The 17888-nt window shown below is 64.8% G+C and carries 19 protein-coding genes and 4 tRNA genes; 7 read left to right on the top strand and 16 right to left on the bottom strand.

From position 1 onward, the window contains the following. Positions 1-73: 73 nt before the first annotated feature. Entirely contained in the window at positions 74-4246 is a 4173-nt protein-coding gene (gene rpoB, locus AAFN89_RS17570; protein ID WP_347540514.1) for a DNA-directed RNA polymerase subunit beta, read from the bottom strand. A 2-nt stretch (positions 4247-4248) separates the two neighbouring features. On the opposite strand from rpoB, the gene AAFN89_RS17565 reads away from it, so the two are divergent. Next, entirely contained in the window at positions 4249-4557 is a 309-nt protein-coding gene (locus AAFN89_RS17565) for a hypothetical protein (RefSeq protein ID WP_347540513.1), read from the top strand. On the opposite strand, the gene rplL is transcribed toward AAFN89_RS17565, so the two are convergent. The 12 genes from rplL to AAFN89_RS17505 all read right to left on the bottom strand — a co-directional run bounded on the left by rplL (position 4550) and on the right by AAFN89_RS17505 (position 10509). After that, complete coding sequence (rplL, locus tag AAFN89_RS17560) at positions 4550-4930, bottom strand: 50S ribosomal protein L7/L12 (protein ID WP_347540512.1); 381 nt, start codon at positions 4928-4930, stop codon at positions 4550-4552. The two genes, AAFN89_RS17565 and rplL, sit on opposite strands and share 8 nt — an antisense overlap. A 51-nt stretch (positions 4931-4981) precedes the next feature. Continuing rightward, the gene (gene rplJ, locus AAFN89_RS17555) at positions 4982-5500 is read right to left on the bottom strand and encodes a 50S ribosomal protein L10 (RefSeq protein WP_347540511.1); all 519 of its coding nucleotides are present in this window, start codon (positions 5498-5500) and stop codon (positions 4982-4984) included. A gap of 306 nt (positions 5501-5806) precedes the next feature. Next, positions 5807-6523 carry a 50S ribosomal protein L1 gene (gene rplA / locus AAFN89_RS17550; RefSeq protein ID WP_347540510.1) on the bottom strand — a complete coding sequence of 239 codons (717 nt, stop codon included), beginning with the start codon at positions 6521-6523 and terminating at the stop codon, positions 5807-5809. A 3-nt stretch (positions 6524-6526) separates the two neighbouring features. Next, positions 6527-6958, bottom strand: a complete 432-nt coding sequence (gene rplK, locus AAFN89_RS17545; protein WP_347540509.1) for a 50S ribosomal protein L11 — start codon at positions 6956-6958, stop codon at positions 6527-6529. Between the two features lie 127 nt (positions 6959-7085). Next, complete coding sequence (gene nusG / locus AAFN89_RS17540; protein ID WP_347540508.1) at positions 7086-7616, bottom strand: transcription termination/antitermination protein NusG; 531 nt, start codon at positions 7614-7616, stop codon at positions 7086-7088. 6 nt (positions 7617-7622) lie between these two features. Next, positions 7623-7820, bottom strand: coding sequence for a preprotein translocase subunit SecE (gene secE, locus AAFN89_RS17535; protein ID WP_347540507.1), 198 nt, complete (start codon positions 7818-7820; stop codon positions 7623-7625). 44 nt (positions 7821-7864) lie between these two features. Continuing rightward, positions 7865-7940, bottom strand: a tRNA-Trp gene (locus AAFN89_RS17530). Positions 7941-8268: 328 nt separating this feature from the next. Beyond that, positions 8269-9459 (bottom strand): elongation factor Tu, encoded by a 1191-nt coding sequence (gene tuf, locus AAFN89_RS17525; RefSeq protein ID WP_347540506.1) that lies wholly within the window; start codon positions 9457-9459, stop codon positions 8269-8271. A 92-nt stretch (positions 9460-9551) separates the two neighbouring features. Further along, a tRNA-Gly gene (locus AAFN89_RS17520) sits at positions 9552-9625 on the bottom strand. A gap of 47 nt (positions 9626-9672) precedes the next feature. Further along, positions 9673-9757: transfer RNA gene (locus AAFN89_RS17515), tRNA-Tyr, on the bottom strand. Between the two features lie 159 nt (positions 9758-9916). After that, positions 9917-10204: a type II toxin-antitoxin system RelE/ParE family toxin gene (locus AAFN89_RS17510; RefSeq protein WP_347540505.1), complete on the bottom strand. Its 288-nt coding sequence runs from the start codon at positions 10202-10204 to the stop codon at positions 9917-9919. After that, on the bottom strand, positions 10201-10509 hold the full coding sequence (locus tag AAFN89_RS17505; protein ID WP_347540504.1) for a type II toxin-antitoxin system RelB/DinJ family antitoxin: 309 nt from the start codon (positions 10507-10509) through the stop codon (positions 10201-10203). Before AAFN89_RS17505 ends, AAFN89_RS17510 begins: the two co-directional genes overlap by 4 nt. A gap of 113 nt (positions 10510-10622) precedes the next feature. Between AAFN89_RS17505 and rlmB the strand changes: the two genes are divergently transcribed. Beyond that, entirely contained in the window at positions 10623-11465 is an 843-nt protein-coding gene (rlmB, locus tag AAFN89_RS17500) for a 23S rRNA (guanosine(2251)-2'-O)-methyltransferase RlmB (protein ID WP_347540503.1), read from the top strand. Between the two features lie 239 nt (positions 11466-11704). On the opposite strand, the gene AAFN89_RS17495 is transcribed toward rlmB, so the two are convergent. Beyond that, complete coding sequence (locus tag AAFN89_RS17495; protein WP_347540502.1) at positions 11705-13693, bottom strand: bifunctional 2',3'-cyclic-nucleotide 2'-phosphodiesterase/3'-nucleotidase; 1989 nt, start codon at positions 13691-13693, stop codon at positions 11705-11707. A 159-nt stretch (positions 13694-13852) separates the two neighbouring features. On the opposite strand from AAFN89_RS17495, the gene AAFN89_RS17490 reads away from it, so the two are divergent. The 5 genes from AAFN89_RS17490 (at position 13853) to AAFN89_RS17470 (ending at position 15335) form a co-directional block, all read left to right on the top strand. Continuing rightward, positions 13853-13928, top strand: a tRNA-Thr gene (locus AAFN89_RS17490). A 91-nt stretch (positions 13929-14019) separates the two neighbouring features. Continuing rightward, positions 14020-14268 (top strand): DUF1902 domain-containing protein, encoded by a 249-nt coding sequence (locus AAFN89_RS17485; RefSeq protein WP_347540501.1) that lies wholly within the window; start codon positions 14020-14022, stop codon positions 14266-14268. Further along, positions 14268-14465, top strand: a complete 198-nt coding sequence (locus AAFN89_RS17480; RefSeq protein WP_347540500.1) for a type II toxin-antitoxin system HicA family toxin — start codon at positions 14268-14270, stop codon at positions 14463-14465. Before AAFN89_RS17485 ends, AAFN89_RS17480 begins: the two co-directional genes overlap by 1 nt. Before the next feature lie 109 nt (positions 14466-14574). After that, on the top strand, positions 14575-14859 hold the full coding sequence (locus AAFN89_RS17475; protein WP_347540499.1) for a DUF1778 domain-containing protein: 285 nt from the start codon (positions 14575-14577) through the stop codon (positions 14857-14859). Next, a complete protein-coding gene (locus AAFN89_RS17470) occupies positions 14859-15335 on the top strand; it encodes a GNAT family N-acetyltransferase (protein ID WP_347540498.1) in 477 nt (158 codons plus the stop codon). The genes AAFN89_RS17475 and AAFN89_RS17470 overlap by 1 nt, the downstream gene beginning before the upstream one ends. A 22-nt stretch (positions 15336-15357) precedes the next feature. Here the strand turns inward: AAFN89_RS17470 and AAFN89_RS17465 are convergent, their stop codons facing one another. Together AAFN89_RS17465 and argS are read right to left on the bottom strand one after the other, a co-directional pair. Further along, positions 15358-15693 carry a hypothetical protein gene (locus AAFN89_RS17465; RefSeq protein ID WP_347540497.1) on the bottom strand — a complete coding sequence of 112 codons (336 nt, stop codon included), beginning with the start codon at positions 15691-15693 and terminating at the stop codon, positions 15358-15360. Between the two features lie 420 nt (positions 15694-16113). Beyond that, the gene (argS, locus tag AAFN89_RS17460) at positions 16114-17877 is read right to left on the bottom strand and encodes an arginine--tRNA ligase (RefSeq protein WP_347540496.1); all 1764 of its coding nucleotides are present in this window, start codon (positions 17875-17877) and stop codon (positions 16114-16116) included. Positions 17878-17888 lie beyond the last annotated feature (11 nt).

Raw genomic sequence — 17888 nt, 5'->3', positions numbered from 1 at the left:
ATCCCTCGCAGCATGGACCTGGAACCGGCGGACACCCCGTGCGTCCGCCGGATAAGCATTTGTCTTTCAGCGATCACTGCTGTTCCAACTCGACATTGAGACCCAGCGAGCGGAGCTCCTTGACGAGAACGTTGAAGCTCTCGGGAATGCCGCTCTCGAAGTCGTTGTCGCCGCGGACGATCGCCTCGTAGACCTTGGTTCGGCCGGACACGTCATCCGACTTGACCGTCAGCATCTCCTGGAGGGTGTAGGCGGCGCCATACGCCTCCAGCGCCCAGACCTCCATTTCGCCGAACCGCTGGCCGCCGAACTGCGCCTTGCCGCCCAGCGGCTGCTGGGTGACGAGGCTGTAGGGGCCGATCGACCGGGCGTGGATCTTGTCGTCCACCAGATGGTGCAGCTTCAGCATGTAGATGTAGCCGACCGTGACCTTCCGGTGGAACGTCTCGCCCGTGCGGCCATCCATCAGCGTCACCTGGCCGGAGGAATCGAGGCCGGCCTGGCTCAACATCTCGACGATGTCGTCCTCACGTGCGCCGTCGAAGACCGGCGTCGCCATCGGCACGCCGTTGCGGAGGTTGCCCGCCATCTCGATCAGCTCGTCATCGTCAAGGTCGGCCACGTCACGGCCGAACTGGTCCTTGCCGTAGATGGTCTTCAGGCGGTCGCGCAGGGAATCCATCGATTCCTTGCTCTGCCCCTGATAGCGCATCTTCTCCACGATCTCACCGATCTGACCGCCCAGGCCGCGCGCGGCCCAGCCCAGATGGGTTTCCAGGATCTGCCCGACATTCATGCGCGACGGCACGCCCAGCGGGTTCAGCACCAGATCGACCGGCGTCCCGTCCTCAAGGTGAGGCATGTCCTCGATCGGCATGATGCGAGAGATGACGCCCTTGTTGCCGTGACGGCCGGCCATCTTGTCGCCCGGCTGCAGCTTGCGCTTCACCGCGACGAAGACCTTGACCATCTTCATCACGCCCGGGGGCAGCTCGTCGCCGCGCTGCAGCTTCTCGACCTTGTCCTCGAACCGCTTGCGCAGCGCCTCGACGGAATCGTCGAAATGCTTGCCCATGGACTCGATCTCGGCCATCCGCTGCTCGTCCGACACGGTGACCTGCCGCCACTGGCCGCGGGTCAGCGACTCCAGGTCGGCTTCCGTCACCTTGCCGCCGGCCTTGAAGCCCTTCGGCCCGGAGACGGAGGTCTGGTCGATCAGCTTCTCCTTCAGGCGGGCGTAGAAGCCGCGCTCCAGGATCGCGCGCTCGTCGTCGCGATCCTTCGCCAGCCGCTCGATCTCCGAACGCTCGATCGCCATCGCGCGTTCGTCCTTGTCGACGCCGCGGCGGGAGAAGACGCGCACCTCGACGATCGTACCGCTGACGCCGGGGGGCAGCTTCAGCGACGTGTCGCGCACGTCGGACGCCTTCTCGCCGAAGATGGCGCGGAGCAGCTTCTCCTCCGGCGTCATCGGGCTTTCGCCCTTCGGCGTCACCTTGCCGACCAGGATGTCGCCCGGCTTCACTTCGGCGCCGATATAGACGATGCCGGCCTCGTCGAGCTGGCGGAGCGATTCCTCGCCGACATTCGGAATGTCGCGGGTGATCTCCTCCTGGCCCAGCTTGGTGTCGCGGGCCATCACCTCGAACTCCTCGATATGGATCGAGGTGAAGACGTCGTCCTTCACGATCCGTTCGGAGATCAGGATGGAGTCTTCGAAGTTGTAGCCGTTCCACGGCATGAACGCGCACAGCACGTTCCGGCCCAACGCCAATTCGCCCAGATCGGTCGAGGGGCCGTCGGCGATGATGTCGCCCTTGGCCACCCGGTCGCCCACCTTCACCAGCGGACGCTGGGTGATGCAGGTGTTCTGGTTGGACCGCTGGAACTTCAGCAGGTTGTAGATGTCGACGTTGGAGACGGAGCTTTCATCCTCCGTCGCCCGGATCACGATGCGGGTGCCGTCGACCTGGTCGACCACGCCGGTCCGGCGGGCGCCGATGGCGACACCGGAATCCTTCGCGACCGTGCCTTCCATGCCGGTGCCGACCAGGGGCGCTTCCGCCTTGATCAGCGGCACCGCCTGGCGCTGCATGTTCGAACCCATCAGCGCGCGGTTGGCGTCGTCATTCTCCAGGAACGGGATCAGCGCCGCCGCGACCGAGACGATCTGCTTGGGACTGACGTCCACCAGCTCGATCGATTCCGGACGCATCAGCATGTTCTCGCCGCCCTTCCGGCAGGAGACCAGCTCCGCGGTGAAGCGGTTGTCGGTATCGAGCTGCGCGTTCGCCTGGGCGATCGTGTAGCGGTACTCCTCCATCGCCGACAGGTAGATAACCTCGCTGGTCACCTGGCCGTCCACCACCTTGCGGTAGGGGCTTTCGATGAAGCCGTACTTGTTGACCCGCGCATAGGTGGCGAGGCTGTTGATCAGGCCGATGTTCGGGCCTTCCGGAGTCTCGATCGGGCAGATGCGGCCATAATGCGTCGGGTGGACGTCGCGGACCTCGAAGCCCGCGCGCTCACGCGTCAGGCCGCCCGGCCCGAGGGCCGAGAGCCGCCGCTTGTGCGTGATCTCGCTGAGCGGGTTGGTCTGGTCCATGAACTGGGAGAGCTGCGAGGAGCCGAAGAACTCCCGCACCGCCGCGGCCGCCGGCTTGGCGTTGATCAGATCGTGCGGCATGACCGTGTCGATGTCGACCGAGGACATGCGCTCCCGGATCGCGCGCTCCATGCGCAGCAGGCCGACGCGGTACTGGTTCTCCATCAGCTCGCCGACCGAACGGACGCGCCGGTTGCCCAGATTGTCGATGTCGTCGATCTCGCCCCGCCCGTCCTTGAGGTCGAGGAGGATCTTGACGATCGCCAGGATGTCCTGCTTGCGCAGCACGCGAAGCTGGTCGTCGGTCTCGAAGCCCAGCTTGGTGTTCATCTTGACGCGGCCGACCGCCGAGAGGTCGTAGCGCTCCTGGTCGAAGAACAGGCCCTTGAACAGCGCCTCGGCGCTTTCCAGGGTCGGCGGCTCGCCCGGGCGCATGACCCGGTAGATGTCGATCAGCGCGTCCTCGCGGGTCGCGTTCTTGTCGATGCCCAGCGTGTTGCGGAGGTAGGGGCCGACATTGACATGGTCGATCGCCAGCGTCGGGATCTGCTCGATCCCCTTCTCCGCGAAGTCCTCCAGCATCTCCGGCGTGATCTCTTCGCCGGCCTCGTAGAAGACCTCGCCCGAGGATTCGTCGATGATGTCCGAAGATAGGTAGCGGTTATAGAGCTCCTCGGCGGCGACCAGCTGTTCGGTCATCCCGGCGTCGACCAGCTTCTTGGCCGTGCGCGGGGTCATCTTGGCGCCGGCTTCGGCCACCACCTTGCCGGTGGCGGCGTCGACCAGATCGGTCACCAGCTTGACGCCGCGCATCGCCTCCGGATCGAACGGCGTCTTCCAGCCATTCTCCGTCTTGGTGAAGATGACGGCGTTGTAGAAATAGTGAAGGATCTCCTCCCGGGTCATCCCCTGCGCCTCGTAGGGCAGCAGCGCCTTGCCGTCGGCCTTGCGCTCGGCGCGCAGCGCCTCCGTCTCCGCCCCGTCGAGCGCGAGCAGCAGCGTCGTCGCCGGCAGCTTGCGGCGACGGTCGATGCGGACATAGACGTGGTCCTTGGCATCGAACTCGAAGTCCAGCCAGGAGCCGCGATAGGGAATCACGCGGGCGGCGAACAGGTACTTGCCCGACGAATGGGTCTTGCCCTTGTCGTGATCGAAGAACACGCCGGGGCTGCGGTGCATCTGGGAGACGATGACGCGCTCGGTGCCGTTGATCACGAAGGTGCCGTTCGTCGTCATGAGCGGCATGTCGCCCATATAGACGTCCTGCTCCTTGATGTCGCGGATCGACCGGAGGCCGGTATCCTCCTCGACGTCGAAGACGGTCAGGCGCAGCGTCACCTTGAGCGGCGCGGCGAAGGTCATCCCGCGCTGCTGGCATTCCTCAACGTCGTATTTCGGCTGCTCAAGCTCGTAGCGGACGAAATCGAGTTCGGAGCGCTCGGAGAAATCCTTGATCGGGAAGACCGACCGGAAGACCTCCTGGATGCCCAGATGAAGCCGCTCCTCCGGCCTTTCGTGCATCTGGAGGAACTGATCGTAGGAGCTTCTCTGCACCTCGATCAGGTTGGGCATCTGGGCGACTTCCGGAATCCGCCCGAAATCCTTGCGGACGCGCTTACGACCCGTGAACGACTTGGCCATGTATGCCCCTCAAGACTGAAATCAGTGGCATGCCGTCCGAAAACGGCAAAGAGGAACCGCCGCCCTTGGCCCCGTCGGGCCGGGAAGCGATCCCGGTATCCTCAAAAAACAAACCGTGCTCCGCACCCGTGGCGGCGGTCGAGGGCCGGTCCCTGTCGATCGAAATCAATCCGGGGGGCCAACCCTCCACCGACGCCGCGGCAGCGCAAAAGACGCCTTTAGGCGGCAAACCGCCCTGGTTTCCCAGGGGGTTTGCCGCCTTCGGGCGTCGATATGTCAACAACGATCTTCAGCACGCGATCCTTACTTAACTTCGACCGTCGCGCCCGCTTCTTCAAGCTGTTTCTTGAGCTTCTCGGCTTCGTCCTTGGTCGCGCCTTCCTTGACGGGCTTCGGCGCGCCTTCGACCAGGTCCTTGGCTTCCTTCAGCCCGAGGCCCGTGATCGCGCGGACTTCCTTGATGACATTGATCTTCTTGTCGCCCGCGCCGGCGAGGATAACGTCGAAGCTATCCTTCTCCTCGGCGGCGGCGGCTTCACCGCCGCCAGCGGCGGCAACGCCGGCCACGGCGACCGGAGCGGCGGCGGAAACGCCCCACTTCTCTTCCAGCAGCTTGGAAAGCTCGGCCGCCTCGAGGACGGTCAGGCTCGAAAGCTCGTCAACGAGCTTGGACAGGTCAGCCATTTCGATACTCCTAGATGTCTTGGCTTGGTCTGGGTACTTGGGAAATTCGGCTTACGCCGCCTCGTCCTTGCGGGCATAGGCGCCGAAAACGCGGGCCAACTGGCCAGCCGGGGCCTGAACCACACCGGCGATACGGGTCGCCGGGGTCTGGATCATGCCAACCAACCTGCCGCGCAGCTCGTCCAGGGACGGCAGCTTGGCCAACGCTTCAACACCCGCGATATCGAGCTTCTGATCGCCAAGCGACCCGCCGACGATCGTCAGCTTGTCGTTCTTCTTGGCGAACTCGACCGCCACCTTGGCCGCGGCCACCGGATCTTCAGAGAAGGCCACGGCGGTCGGACCGGTGAACAGGTCGTCAAGACCCTCGAACCGGGTACCCTTCAGGGCGATACGGGCGAGCCTGTTCTTCGTAACGCGGAAGTTGGCACCCGCCTGGTACATACGCCGCCGAAGATCGGTCGATTCACCGACCGAAAGGCCATTCTGGTGAGCAACGATCACCAGCACAGCCTCCTTCAGCGACTCATGCAAGGCGGCGACCTTTTCTTCCTTCTGTGTACGGTTCACGGATCGCCTCCGTCATTGGGGATTCCGGCGGTGCCGGGGGACCCCATTGCACAAGAACCGGCGTTAGCCCCAAGGGGGCGGCGGCCGATCCGCTTCGCCTGTCCCAGAAGTCCAAGCCCAAGACCACCGAAGCGCCGGAATACCGGCCCTTCTGGAAATCCTCGGTCTCTTTCTCCCGTCTATGCGGGACTTATGGCCGTTTCCGGCCCACCCGCAGTCTCGGACAGGTTGGCCGCCCGGGTCACCCCGGCCGGCCTGTCGCCGGGATGGTCGGAACCATTCCGGCGGCATTCCTTAAAGCCTTCGTCAGGCAGCCTTGGCGCCGGACTCGGCGCTCAGCTTGCTGATGTCGAGCTTCACGCTCGGCCCCATGGTGGAGCTGACCGACACCTTCTTGACGAAGGCGCCCTTGGCCCCGCTGGGCTTCGCGCGGATGATCGCGCCGACGAACGCGCTGACATTCTCGACCAGCGCCTCCTCGGTGAAGCTGGCCTTGCCGACGCCGGCATGGACGATGCCCGCCTTCTCGGCCCGGAACTCGACCGAGCCCGCCTTGGCGGCGTTCACGGCGGCGGCGACGTCCGGGGTCACGGTGCCCAGCTTCGGGTTCGGCATGAGGCCGCGCGGACCAAGCACCTTACCCAGCCGGCCGACGACGGCCATCATGTCCGGCGTGGCGATGCAGCGGTCGAAATCCATCCGGCCGTCCTGAATCTCCTGCGCCAGATCCTCCGCGCCGACGATGTCGGCGCCGGCGGCCTTCGCGGCCTCCGCCTTGTCGCCCTTGGCGAAGACGGCGACGCGGACGCTCTTGCCCGTGCCGTTCGGCAGCTGGACGACGCCGCGGACCATCTGGTCGGCGTGGCGCGGATCGATGCCGAGATTCATCGCGATCTCGATCGTCTCATCGAACTTCGCGATGGCGCGCGACTTGATCAGCTTGATCGCCTCGGGGATGCCGTAGGTCGTCTCGGCGTTCAGCCCTTCGGACGCCTTGCGGAAACGCTTTGTCATGCGGCCCATGGATCAGCCCTCCACCACGTCGAGGCCCATCGAACGGGCGGAACCGCGGATCATCTCCACCGCCGCGTCGACATCGTTGGCGTTCAGGTCGGCCATCTTGGTCTCCGCGATCTCGCGCAGCTGGCTTTCCTTGACCTTACCGGCAAAGCCCTTGGACGGGGTCTTGTGGCCACTGGAGACGCCGGCCGCCTTCTTCAGGAAATAGCTGGCGGGCGGGGTCTTGGTGACGAACGTGAAGGTGCGATCACCGTAGGCCGTGATGACCACCGGGATCGGCATGCCCTTCTCGAGATTCTGTGTCTGGGCGTTGAACGCCTTGCAGAACTCCATGATGTTCAAGCCGCGCTGACCCAGCGCTGGCCCGATCGGCGGCGACGGGTTAGCTGCGCCCGCGGGCACCTGCAGCTTGATGAGACCGACAACTTTCTTAGCCATCGTCTTTCCCTTCAAAGGATCGACGCCGAAGGCACATGGCCCCGGCGTCCTGGGATGCGCGGTGCGGCCATGGCTTCAGCCTCCCGCGCGCTTCACGGGGACCGGCTTCCCGGCCCCGAATTTAAGATCAGACCTTCTCGACCTGCGTATATTCCAGCTCGACCGGAGTCGCACGCCCGAAGATCGACACCGCGACCTTGAGCCGCGCCCGCTCCTCGTCGACTTCCTCCACCGTGCCGTTGAACGAGGTGAAGGGCCCGTCGGCGACGCGCACCTGCTCCCCGATCTCGAAGGTGATCGACGGCTTCGGCCGGTCGATGCCTTCCTGCACCTGGCGCAGGATGCGCTCGGCCTCGGCGTCGGAGATCGGCAGCGGCTTGCCGCGCGAACCGAGGAATCCGGTCACCTTCGGCGTGTTCTTGATGAGGTGCCAGCTCTCATCCGTCAGGTCCATCTTCACCAGCACGTAGCCGGGGAAGAACTTCCGTTCGGCATTGATCTTCTGGCCCCGGCGCATCTCCACCACCTCTTCGGTGGGCACCGAGATCTCCTCGAACCTGTCTTCCAGCCCCTTCTGAGCCGCCTGTTCGCGGATCGATTCGGCGACCTTCTTCTCGAAGTTCGAATAGACGTGGACGACGTACCAACGCATCGCCATGGATCGTTAGGCCCCCAGACCGATGACGAAACTAACGAGCCAGCCGGCCACCTGGTCGACCAGCAGGAAGAAAATGGCCATGATGAACACGAACACGAACACCATCGCGGTCGTGACGCCCGTTTCCTTCCGGCTCGGCCAGGTCACCTTGGCGACCTCCTGCCGGACCTGCCGGGTAAATTCTATCGGGTTGGTTCTGGCCATCTTGAATCTGACTTCTTATCCGCGTTTGGCGGGCTTGCGCCGCGTGGCAGGAGTGGAGGGGCTCGAACCCCCAGCCCCCGGTTTTGGAGACCGGTGCTCTACCAGTTGAGCTACACTCCTATTGAGCCGGAAAGCCGCGCCGACGCGTCCGCGACACAGGCCGCGCGACCTCCCGATCGAACGGCGAAACGCGCTTCTAAAGGACTGAGGGCGAACAGGCAAGGGTTAATCTGAAACCGGCAGGGATATCCTGAATCATGTCATGCTGGACCTGATCCAGCATCCATTCGGCGTCGAGGCTGGCAGGGGCTGGGCCCTGCTCTTCTCCGCCGGTGAAAGCGGCGATGCCCCATGGATTCCGGATCAAGTCCGGAATGACCAATAAAGAGGAAGGGCGCCGGAGCTTTCGTTCCGGCGCCCTTCGCATCCCCGCGTCGCGGGGACAGCCTTACTCGATGATGCCGGCGACGACGCCGGCGCCGACGGTGCGGCCGCCTTCGCGGATGGCGAAGCGCAGGCCCTCATCCATGGCGATCGGCGCGATCAGCGTCACTTCCATCGACACGTTGTCGCCCGGCATCACCATCTCGGTGCCTTCCGGAAGCGTCACCACGCCGGTCACGTCGGTCGTCCGGAAATAGAACTGCGGGCGGTAGTTGGTGAAGAACGGCGTGTGGCGGCCGCCCTCCTCCTTGGTCAGGATGTACGCCTCGGCCTTGAACTTGGTGTGCGGCGTGATCGAGCCCGGCTTCGCCAGCACCTGGCCGCGCTCCACATCCTCGCGCTTGGTGCCGCGCAGCAGCGCCCCGATATTGTCGCCCGCCTCGCCTTGGTCGAGCAGCTTGCGGAACATCTCGACGCCCGTGCAGGTCGTCTTCACCGTATCCTTGATGCCGACGATCTCGATCTCCTCGCCGACCTTCACGATGCCCCGCTCGACCCGGCCGGTCACCACCGTGCCCCGGCCCGAGATCGAGAACACGTCCTCGATCGGCATCAGGAACGGCAAATCCTTCGGACGATCCGGCGTCGGGATGTACTCATCCACCTTCGCCATCAGCTCCAGGATCGCGTCGCGGCCGATCTCCGGGGTCTTGTCCTCCAGCGCCGCCAGCGCCGAACCCTTGATGATCGGAATGTCGTCGCCCGGGAACTCGTAGCTCGACAGCAGCTCGCGAACCTCAAGCTCGACCAGCTCCAGAAGCTCAGGATCGTCGACCTGGTCGACCTTGTTCATGAACACCACCAGCGCCGGAACGCCGACCTGGCGCGCCAGCAGGATGTGCTCACGGGTCTGCGGCATCGGGCCGTCGGCCGCCGACACCACCAGGATCGCGCCGTCCATCTGCGCCGCCCCGGTGATCATGTTCTTCACATAGTCGGCATGGCCCGGGCAGTCGACATGCGCGTAGTGACGGTTCGCCGTCTCGTACTCCACATGCGACGTCGAGATCGTGATGCCGCGCGCCTTCTCCTCGGGAGCCTTGTCGATCGCGTCGTACGCCGTGAACGTCGCCCCGCCGCTCTCAGCCAGCACCTTCGTGATCGCAGCCGTCAACGTCGTCTTGCCATGGTCAACGTGACCAATCGTTCCAATGTTCGCGTGCGGCTTCGTACGCTCAAACTTCGCCTTCGCCATCTCGTCACTTCCTATGCGAGCGCCCCATGGAAGAGGCTGAACCAGACCAACCGGGTGCCCCAGGGTCCCTTCCCCGAACGGTCGGGAAGGGATGGAGCGGGTGAGGGGAATCGAACCCCCGTATTCAGCTTGGAAGGCTGCTGCTCTACCATTGAGCTACACCCGCCCGCTGCACCTCGGGCTCAGGTCCGTTCGGCCGGGCCGGTAGATCGGTGGTGGAGGGGGCTGGATTCGAACCAGCGTACGCTATGCGGGCAGATTTACAGTCTGCTGCCTTTAACCACTCGGCCACCCCTCCAAGGGACCGGCGACCCGGGAATCTCTCCCCTTGGCCGGCTGAACGGCGAGCGGAAGTAAGAGAATTTGAACGCCCCTGTCAACCGATTCCGCCGACTATTTCGACAATGCGATACCGGCGCGGACGGGCGGCGGTGAATGCGTTCGGCATGTGTCTGGTTCACAGCCCATCCTCCGGCCATCGCCGGGCGCCGTGAAGGACGCGAAGAATGCGGACCACTTCACCTGTGATGCAGTAACCGACAACATAGGGCGTTCCGGCGACGACCATCTCCCGCGTACCTTCGATACGGCCGAGGCGGCCGCTTTCGGGAAAATGGCGAAGTCTCCCGATCTGCCCGGAAATGGCTTCATCGACCGCTATGGCCGCCCTGGGGTCCTCCGCTTCGATATGATCGAATATCTCCTCGCGATCCCTCAGGGCGGGGATCGACCATTCGAGCCTCACGCATCACCATCGGCGAGCCCGCGACGCGCCGCCGCGCGCCGGCCGGCGAACCGGGCCTCCACCTCCTCATGGGAAACGGGAGGATTTTGATCCTCCAGAGCCTCGCGGATTTTGGCGCGGAACCATTCGTCGTGGGCCTTGCCATCGTCCATCAGCGCGAACGGCAGCGCGCCTTCTTTCGCGATGCGGGTCAGGAGTATACGAACGGCGTCCGAGACGGTGAGGCCCATATCCTCCAGCACCGCCGCCGCCCGCTTCTTTATCACGGGATCGATTCGCGTTTGCACCAGCGCGTTCGTCGCCATCGTCCGTCTCTCCCCTATCAGGCTGCGGATAATGCAATTGAATTACAAATCTATGCGCATGCCCGTGATAATCAAGCTGGCGAAATCGCGCGTGTCCCGGCAGGATCGCGGCCATGTCAGCATCCCGCCGCCCGCCCCGCCGGGGCAAGCCCGCCCGTTCATCCTCCAGAGGCCATGACCGCCGCCCGCCGATCGCAGGCGCGTCGCCGGAGCGCATCCTGTTCGGCGTCCATGCCGTGCGGGAGGCCTGGACCAATCCCGACCGCCGGTGCGAGAGGCTGTTCGTCACCGAAGGCGGAAGGGAGGCGATGGAAGCAGCGCTGGAGGCAGCCGGTCGCGCCGGCCTTACCCGGCCCGCGCCCGAGATCGTGGCGCGGGACGCGCTGGACGCCCTGCTGCCGGACGGCGCGGTCCATCAGGGCGTGGTGCTTCTGGCTGCGCCTCTGGCGGAGACCGATTTGTACGATCTGGGCCGGCTGACCGAGGATCGGCGATCCTCCGTCGTGGTCGTGCTGGACCAGGTGACCGACCCGCATAATGTCGGCGCGATCCTGCGGTCGGCCGCCGCCTTCGGGGCCGACGCCGTGGTCACGACCGAACGCAACGCGCCGGAGATGACGGGCACGCTGGCGAAGACGGCCTCGGGAGCGGCCGAGTATGTGCCGGTGATCCGGGTGATGAATCTGGCCCGCGCGCTGCGCGACCTCCAGGAATGGGGCTTCTGGTGCGTCGGGCTGGCGGAGGAAGGCGAGCGGACGCTTTCGGAACTGGCGCCGACCGGCAAGGTCGCGCTGGTGCTGGGGGCGGAAGGGCCGGGACTGCGCCGGCTGACGCGGGAGACCTGCGACGCGCTGGTCCGCCTGCCGACCTCCGGGCCCGTCGGCAGCCTGAACGTCTCCAACGCCGCGGCGGTCGCGCTCTATGAGACGGCGCGGCGGCCCCGACCGGGGGGTTAAAGGCAACAAATCCGGCGTTCGTCCGTTTAAAGGAACCTGAACCGACGACAGTCGCATTCTCGTCGGCCCCACGACCCAGGAGACGACGCCCGTGCATAGCATCTTCTACATCATCGGAGTCATCGTGGTCATCGTGGCTATCCTGAGTTTCCTCGGGATCGGTTGATCCGCGACTTCTTATCAGGACCTCGGGAACGGGCGGCGCGGAGCCGCCCGTTTCGCGTTCAGGCGTCTGGTCCTCAGGCCAGGTTCAGCCGGTATTTGGCGAACCCGTCTTCCGCCGGGCCGACCAGTTCGACATCCGCCGCGATGGAATCCAGATACTTCTCCCCCTGCGGCGAACTTTCGAAGGTGACGTTGGTCGCCCCCGGCACCGGCGCGAACGACCAGTTGCCGTCGGCGGACGGGTTGATCGTCCCCTGCTGGATGATGTAGCGCACGATCACGTCGCGGTTGGTGTCCGGCGCCTGGACGATGATGTTGGACCCGTCGAGGCCGGGAAAATGCCCGCCGCCGCCGGCGCGGTAGTTGTTGGTGGCGACGACGAACCGCGCCTCCGGATCGATCGGCCGGCCGTCGAACATCAGGTCGACGATCCGTGACGCGTTCGGCGCGACCAGATTGCCGTCGGAATCGTAGCGCGCCGGCCGGGACAGGTCGATCCTGTAGGTCACGCCGTCGATGACGTCGAAATTGTAGGACGGGAAGTCCGGGTTCAGCAGCGGCTGTTCGGCATCGGTCGCGGCGACCTGGTTGAACATGCCGGCCGACATCTCCAGCCATTCCTTCACGCCCGCGCCGGTGATCAGCACGGCCCGCGCGGTGTTGGGATAGAGGTAGAGGTCGGCGACGTTCTTGATCGCGATGTCGCCCGCCGGCACGTCGGTATAATAGTCCGCCCCGCCGCGGCCGCCGGCCTTGAACGGCGCGGCGGCCGAGAGCACGGGCAGGTCGGCGTACTCCCTGGTGGCCAGCAGGTCGGCGATGTACCAGGTCTGCGCCTGGCTGACGATCTGGACCGACGGATCGTCGGCGACCAGCGCGAAATAGCTGTTGATCGGAGCCGATGTCTCGCCCACCGGCCGGCGGACATATTCCAGCGTCTCGTCGTGATAGCTCTGCGTCGCCGCCAGCACCGCCGCCACCGGCTCGACCAGCGGGGTCACCTCGCGATCCACCCGTTCGTAGATCGGCCGGCTCTCTGTCTTGAACTCCATGACCCGCCAGCCATTTCCGTCACGGGCCAGCATCAGGTCGATCACGCCCAGATGGCTGCCCCAGAAGCCCGGCATCGTGGCGGGCACGCCGCGCAACGTGCCGTTCGCGATATCGACCTCCGGCAGGTCGGCATAGTCGGGGCCGGGGAAGAGGAGGTGCTGGTGCCCGGTGAAGATGGCATCGATGCCGGGCACACCGGCCAGGTAGAGGCTGGCGTTCTCCATCCCCTCGGCCTGCTGTTCCGCGCTGATGCCGGAATGGGAAAGCGCGACGATGATGTCCGCCCCCTCCTCCCGCATCTGCGGGATATAGGCCTCCGCCGTGGCGACGATGTCGCGCGCGCCGACCTTGCCGTGCAGGTGCGCCCGGTCCCAATTGAGGATCTGCGGCGGCACGAAGCCGATGATTCCGATGCGGATCGGATGGGAGACGCCCTCCCCGTCCACGATCTCCCGATCCAGGATGACATAGGGGCGGACAAGCGTGTCGTCGTCGCGCGCGTTCGCCGCCGGCGCGCCGTTGTGGACATTCGCCAGCACGAACGGGAAGTCGCCGCCGGCCAGCGACTTCATCAGGAAGTCCAGCCCGTAATTGAACTCATGGTTGCCCAGCGTCGCAGCGTCGACCTTGAGCACGTTCATGGCGGCGACCACCGGATGGACCTCGCCTTCATGAAGCCCGCGCTCATAGGCCATCAAATCACCCATCGGGTTGCCCTGGAGGAAGTCGCCATTGTCGAACAGCAGGGCATTGGGCGCCTCCGCCCGCGCCTGCGCGATCAGCGCCGCGGTCTTGGCGAGGCCGACCGTATTGTCCGGCCGGTCGCGATAATAGTCATAGGGATGGACGTGGACATGGATGTCCGTCGTCTCCAGCAGCCGCAGATGAGCCATGCCGGCGGCGTACGCCAGATGGCGGAACGGTGAGACGATCAGCCCGGAGGCGGCGCCGGCGGCCGCCGTCCCCAACAGGAAATCGCGCCGGCGGAGGGGGAGAAGCGTCTTGATCATCGTGAGCCTCGCATCCGTTCGTTCGTTGCCGGACAGGGTATCATCCAAGCGCCGATCGGAGACCCGTGAATCTTCGATGAAATCGCCACCGCATCGCCGGGAAAGGTGCGCCATGATTCTTGCCTGCCTCGCCCCGGCCCGTGTAGGTTCCGCGCCAACGCCGGTTTAGCTCAGCTGGTAGAGCACCTGATTTGTAATCAGGGGGTCGCGGGTTCGAATCCTGCAACCGGCACCAAATGATTGCGGCCGCATACTCGTAATCTCGTGTATCGTCGAGAAGCGTCCAGGATGGCGAACCCATCCGCCGCCGAATCCGGAACAGAACGATGTCCGCTACCGAATACAAGGTGATCGCCAAGTGGGACGGCGAGGCGTGCGGCTGGTATGTCGATGAGAGCGATGTTCCAGGGCTGGTGACCGAAGCCGCGACTTTCGAACAGCTTGTCGCCAACATCCGCGACCTTGTTCCCGATCTTCTGGCTGTAAATTCACGTAATCAGCAGGACCGGCCGGGTCATAAGGTTCCTATCCATGTCATGGCGGACCGTCTTGAAATCATCAGCTTCAACGGCTGATGGGCGGGACGTTTGATCGGGAGCTGAAGCGGCTCCTGAAAGAAGCGGGTTGCCACTATGTTCGGCCAGCCAAGGGCAGTCATGAACTTTGGTACAGTCCGCTGACCGACCTGCATTTCACCGTGCCGACCAACATCGTTATACGACACACGGCCAACGGATGCCTGAAGCAGGCAGGGCTTCCGAAGAGCTTTTAGCTATCCACGGGAAGGTCTGGATTACAGCCTTAGGCCCCGCCATTTAGAGAAAACAGATACACATTGTGTATGCGCCGTAGTATGGTGGCCGCGAAAGGGATCGCCGACCATGACCATCAAATCCGCCTCCGAAACCCTCGCGAAGCCGGTCAATTTGCGCATCCGTGAGGATGTGCGGGCGGTTATCGATCGGGCGGCGAGGATCCGAGGGAAAACCCGTTCGGATTTCATGATCGACGCGGCTTACCGCGCGGCAGAAGACACGCTGCTCGACCAGACTTTGGTGAAGGTCGATGCGGAGAGCTACCGGCGCTATCTCGCCATCCTTGACAAGCCGCCTGGCGGCGAAGGGTTCGAGCGGCTGATGGGGGCGCCCAAACCCTGGCAGTCCTGATGCTGTCAGCGCCGACGCTCCTGAGCGATGAGCACGATCTAAATCTCTTTGAAAGCGGGAACGATGTGCTTGATGACTGGCTGCGGCGGAGAGCGCGAGCCAATCAGGTGACCGGCGCGTCCCGCACCTACGTCGTGGCCGAAGAACTGCGCGTCGTCGGCTATTATTGTCTGGCCTCCGGCGCGCTCGATCTCGCCCAAGCCCCCGGCTCCGTCCGTCGCAATATGCCCGATCCCATCCCGATGGCCATTCTCGGCAGGCTGGCCGTCGATCGCCACTGGCAGGGCAAGGGGCTAGGCGCGGCCCTGCTGCAGGACGCCGTGCTTCGCACCTCGCAGGCCGCGACCATCATGGGCATCCGCGGCATTCTCGTTCATGCGATTTCCGATGCAGCGAAGGCTTTCTACGAGCGGTACGGGTTTGCCGCCTCGCCGAACTACCCGATGACGCTGGTTCTCTCGCTCAAAGGGCGATGAAGCCGACCGACCCTGAACAGCCTCAAGCCTCCGCCATGTCATCCGCACCGCCGATGACCAGGATGACGGCGCGTTCGTCCGGAGGGGCGCAAGGGGAGGCTTCGTGGTGGGTGAGGACTTCCTCCAGAAGCGTGCCGGCCTGGGGGCTGACATAGAGGGCGTGGTCGGGCCTGGAGGAATTCCAGAGGGTGGCGTAAATGCCCGCTTGCGCGGGCCGGCCGGCGGCGGTCCATCGATCCTCGAAGGCCTGGATCACCGAGGCGCGCGGCGCGGAGGATGACTGGGACGTTTCTATCCGGTGCCAGGGGGCCGCGAAGGGTGTGCCGTCGGTCAGGCTGGAATGAGGATCGTAGGACATCGTCACCTCCGGATAATTTATCTCATATTTTATTGATTGTTTTCTAATTCTCCGTTCTTGTCCATCGAAAATTGGTTAACGGCGAACAACTTCGGACATTCCAAGGGACATTCGAGAGGAACGACCCATCGTTCCGGGACGGCGGAGAAGCCGGCCCCGAGCCATTCTTCAGGCCGGGAAACCGTTAACCTTATTCACAATGGGTCCAACCGCCACCGGACTGGTTCGAGTCAAGAAGAAATTTCCTTTGTTAATCCGGCGTTACGGCTTGACACGAATAATTTCAAAGACTTGGGCTTTCGTGCCCAATAATTGGGCACCGGCTTCCGGTTCAGGTGAGTCAACATCCCTCACTGCTCATCCACAGAGTTATGCACCGTTTCGGTGGATAGCCTCGGAAGGGCCGCACTCTCCTCCGGCTCACATCCGCTCCGGCACCTCGATGCCCAGAAGATCCAGCGACCGTTCGAGCTGGCGCAGCGTCAGCGCGGCGAGGGCGAGCCGCGCTCCCCGCAGCGCCTCATCGGTTTCGCTGAGGATATGACAGGCCGCGTAGAAGCGGCTGAACGCCTGGGCGAGGGTAAAGGCGAAATCCGCGATCTCGTTCGGCGCGCGCTTGGCGACCGCGGCCGCCACGGCGTCGGGGAACTGCGCCAGCGCCAGCACCAGATCGCGCTCGACCGCCGTCGGCGGCAGGATGCCCCCCTCCTCCGCGCCCTGCGCCGACGCCTTGCGCAGCAGCGACTTCACGCGCACCGCTGCATATTGCAGGTAGGGGCCGGTCTTGCCCTCGAAGGCCGTGAACCGGTCAAGGTCGAAAACGTAGTTGGAGATCCGGTGGTTGGAGAGGTCCGCGAACTTGATCGCCCCGATGCCGATCTGGCGGGCCACGCGCTGCTGCTCATCCTCCGGATAGTCCGAAGCCAGCCCCGCCTCCGACAGCCGGGCCAGCGCCTGTTCGGTCGCCATGGAGAGGAGGTCCTGGAGCTTCATGACGCCGCCGGCGCGGGTCTTGAAAGGCTTGCCGTCGGGGCCGTTCATGGTGCCGAAGCCGATATGTTCGCAGTCCGACCGGCCGGTCAGCCCGGCCAGCCGGGCGGCGCGGAACACCTGCTCAAAATGCAAATGCTGCCGCTGGTCCACGACGTAGAGCATGAGATCGGGATCGATCTCGGCCACACGGTCGACGATGGTCGCCATGTCGGTCGTGCCGTACATCACCCCGCCATCGGACTTCAGCAGGATGAGCGGCGGCATCTCCGACTTGTCGCCCTCCCGCCCGACGCGGACGATCAGCGCGCCTTCGCTTTCCTCCGCCAGCCCGGATTCCTTCAGCCGATCGATCATCGGCGCGATCAAATCGTGGACGGCGGCTTCGCCCTTCCAAAGGTCGAACCGGACGCCCAGCGCCTCGAAATCCCGGCGCATGCCGTCGACCGATACGTCGATGAAATGCCGCCACAGCGCCAGGTATCCCTGCCGTCCCCGCTGCAGTTCCGCCGTCGCCGCGCGGGCTTCCTCCAGCCGTGCCGGATCCTCCCGGCACGCGGCGGCGGCGGCGGGATAGAGCATCTCCAGATCGTCCATGGAGACGGGGCTATCCACCGGGAACGGGCCCGTCGCGCCTTCCTGGAAATAGGGCAGGTCCGGCTGGCGGCGGGCGATCTCCGCGATGAGCATTCCCATGGGCAGGCCCCAATCGCCCATATGAACGTCGCTGATCGTGCGGTCGCCGGCGAAGGCGAACAGCCGCCGCAGGCTGTCGCCGATGATCGAGGCGCGCAGATGCCCGACATGCATCGGCTTGGCGATATTCGGCCCGCCATAATCCAGGACGACGGTCCGCGGCGACGCCTTGTCCGGCACGCCCAGCCGATCGTCGCCGGCGAGGTGGTTGGCGTATCGGGCCAGCGCCTCATCCGTCAGGGTCAGGTTGAGGAAACCCGGCCCCGCCAGAGACACGTCCGCGAAATCGGGATTCTTCTTGAGGATCGCGGCTACCTGCTCCGCCAGCGCGCGGGGGTTCGCCTTCGCCGCCTTGGCCGCCGGCAGCGCCCCGTTGCACTGGAACTGTCCCAGATCCGGACGGTTGGAGACCGTGACGAAGCCCAGTTCGCGCGGCAGCCCCGCCCCGGCGAAGGCTTCGGAGACGATGTCGGTCAACTGGCCGGCGAGCGAGGTCATGGCGGGCGGAA

Source organism: Inquilinus sp. CAU 1745, from assembly GCF_039839375.1.
Classification (GTDB): domain Bacteria; phylum Pseudomonadota; class Alphaproteobacteria; order DSM-16000; family Inquilinaceae; genus JBDOQU01.
This window is presented reverse-complemented; position numbering and strand designations above follow the sequence as displayed.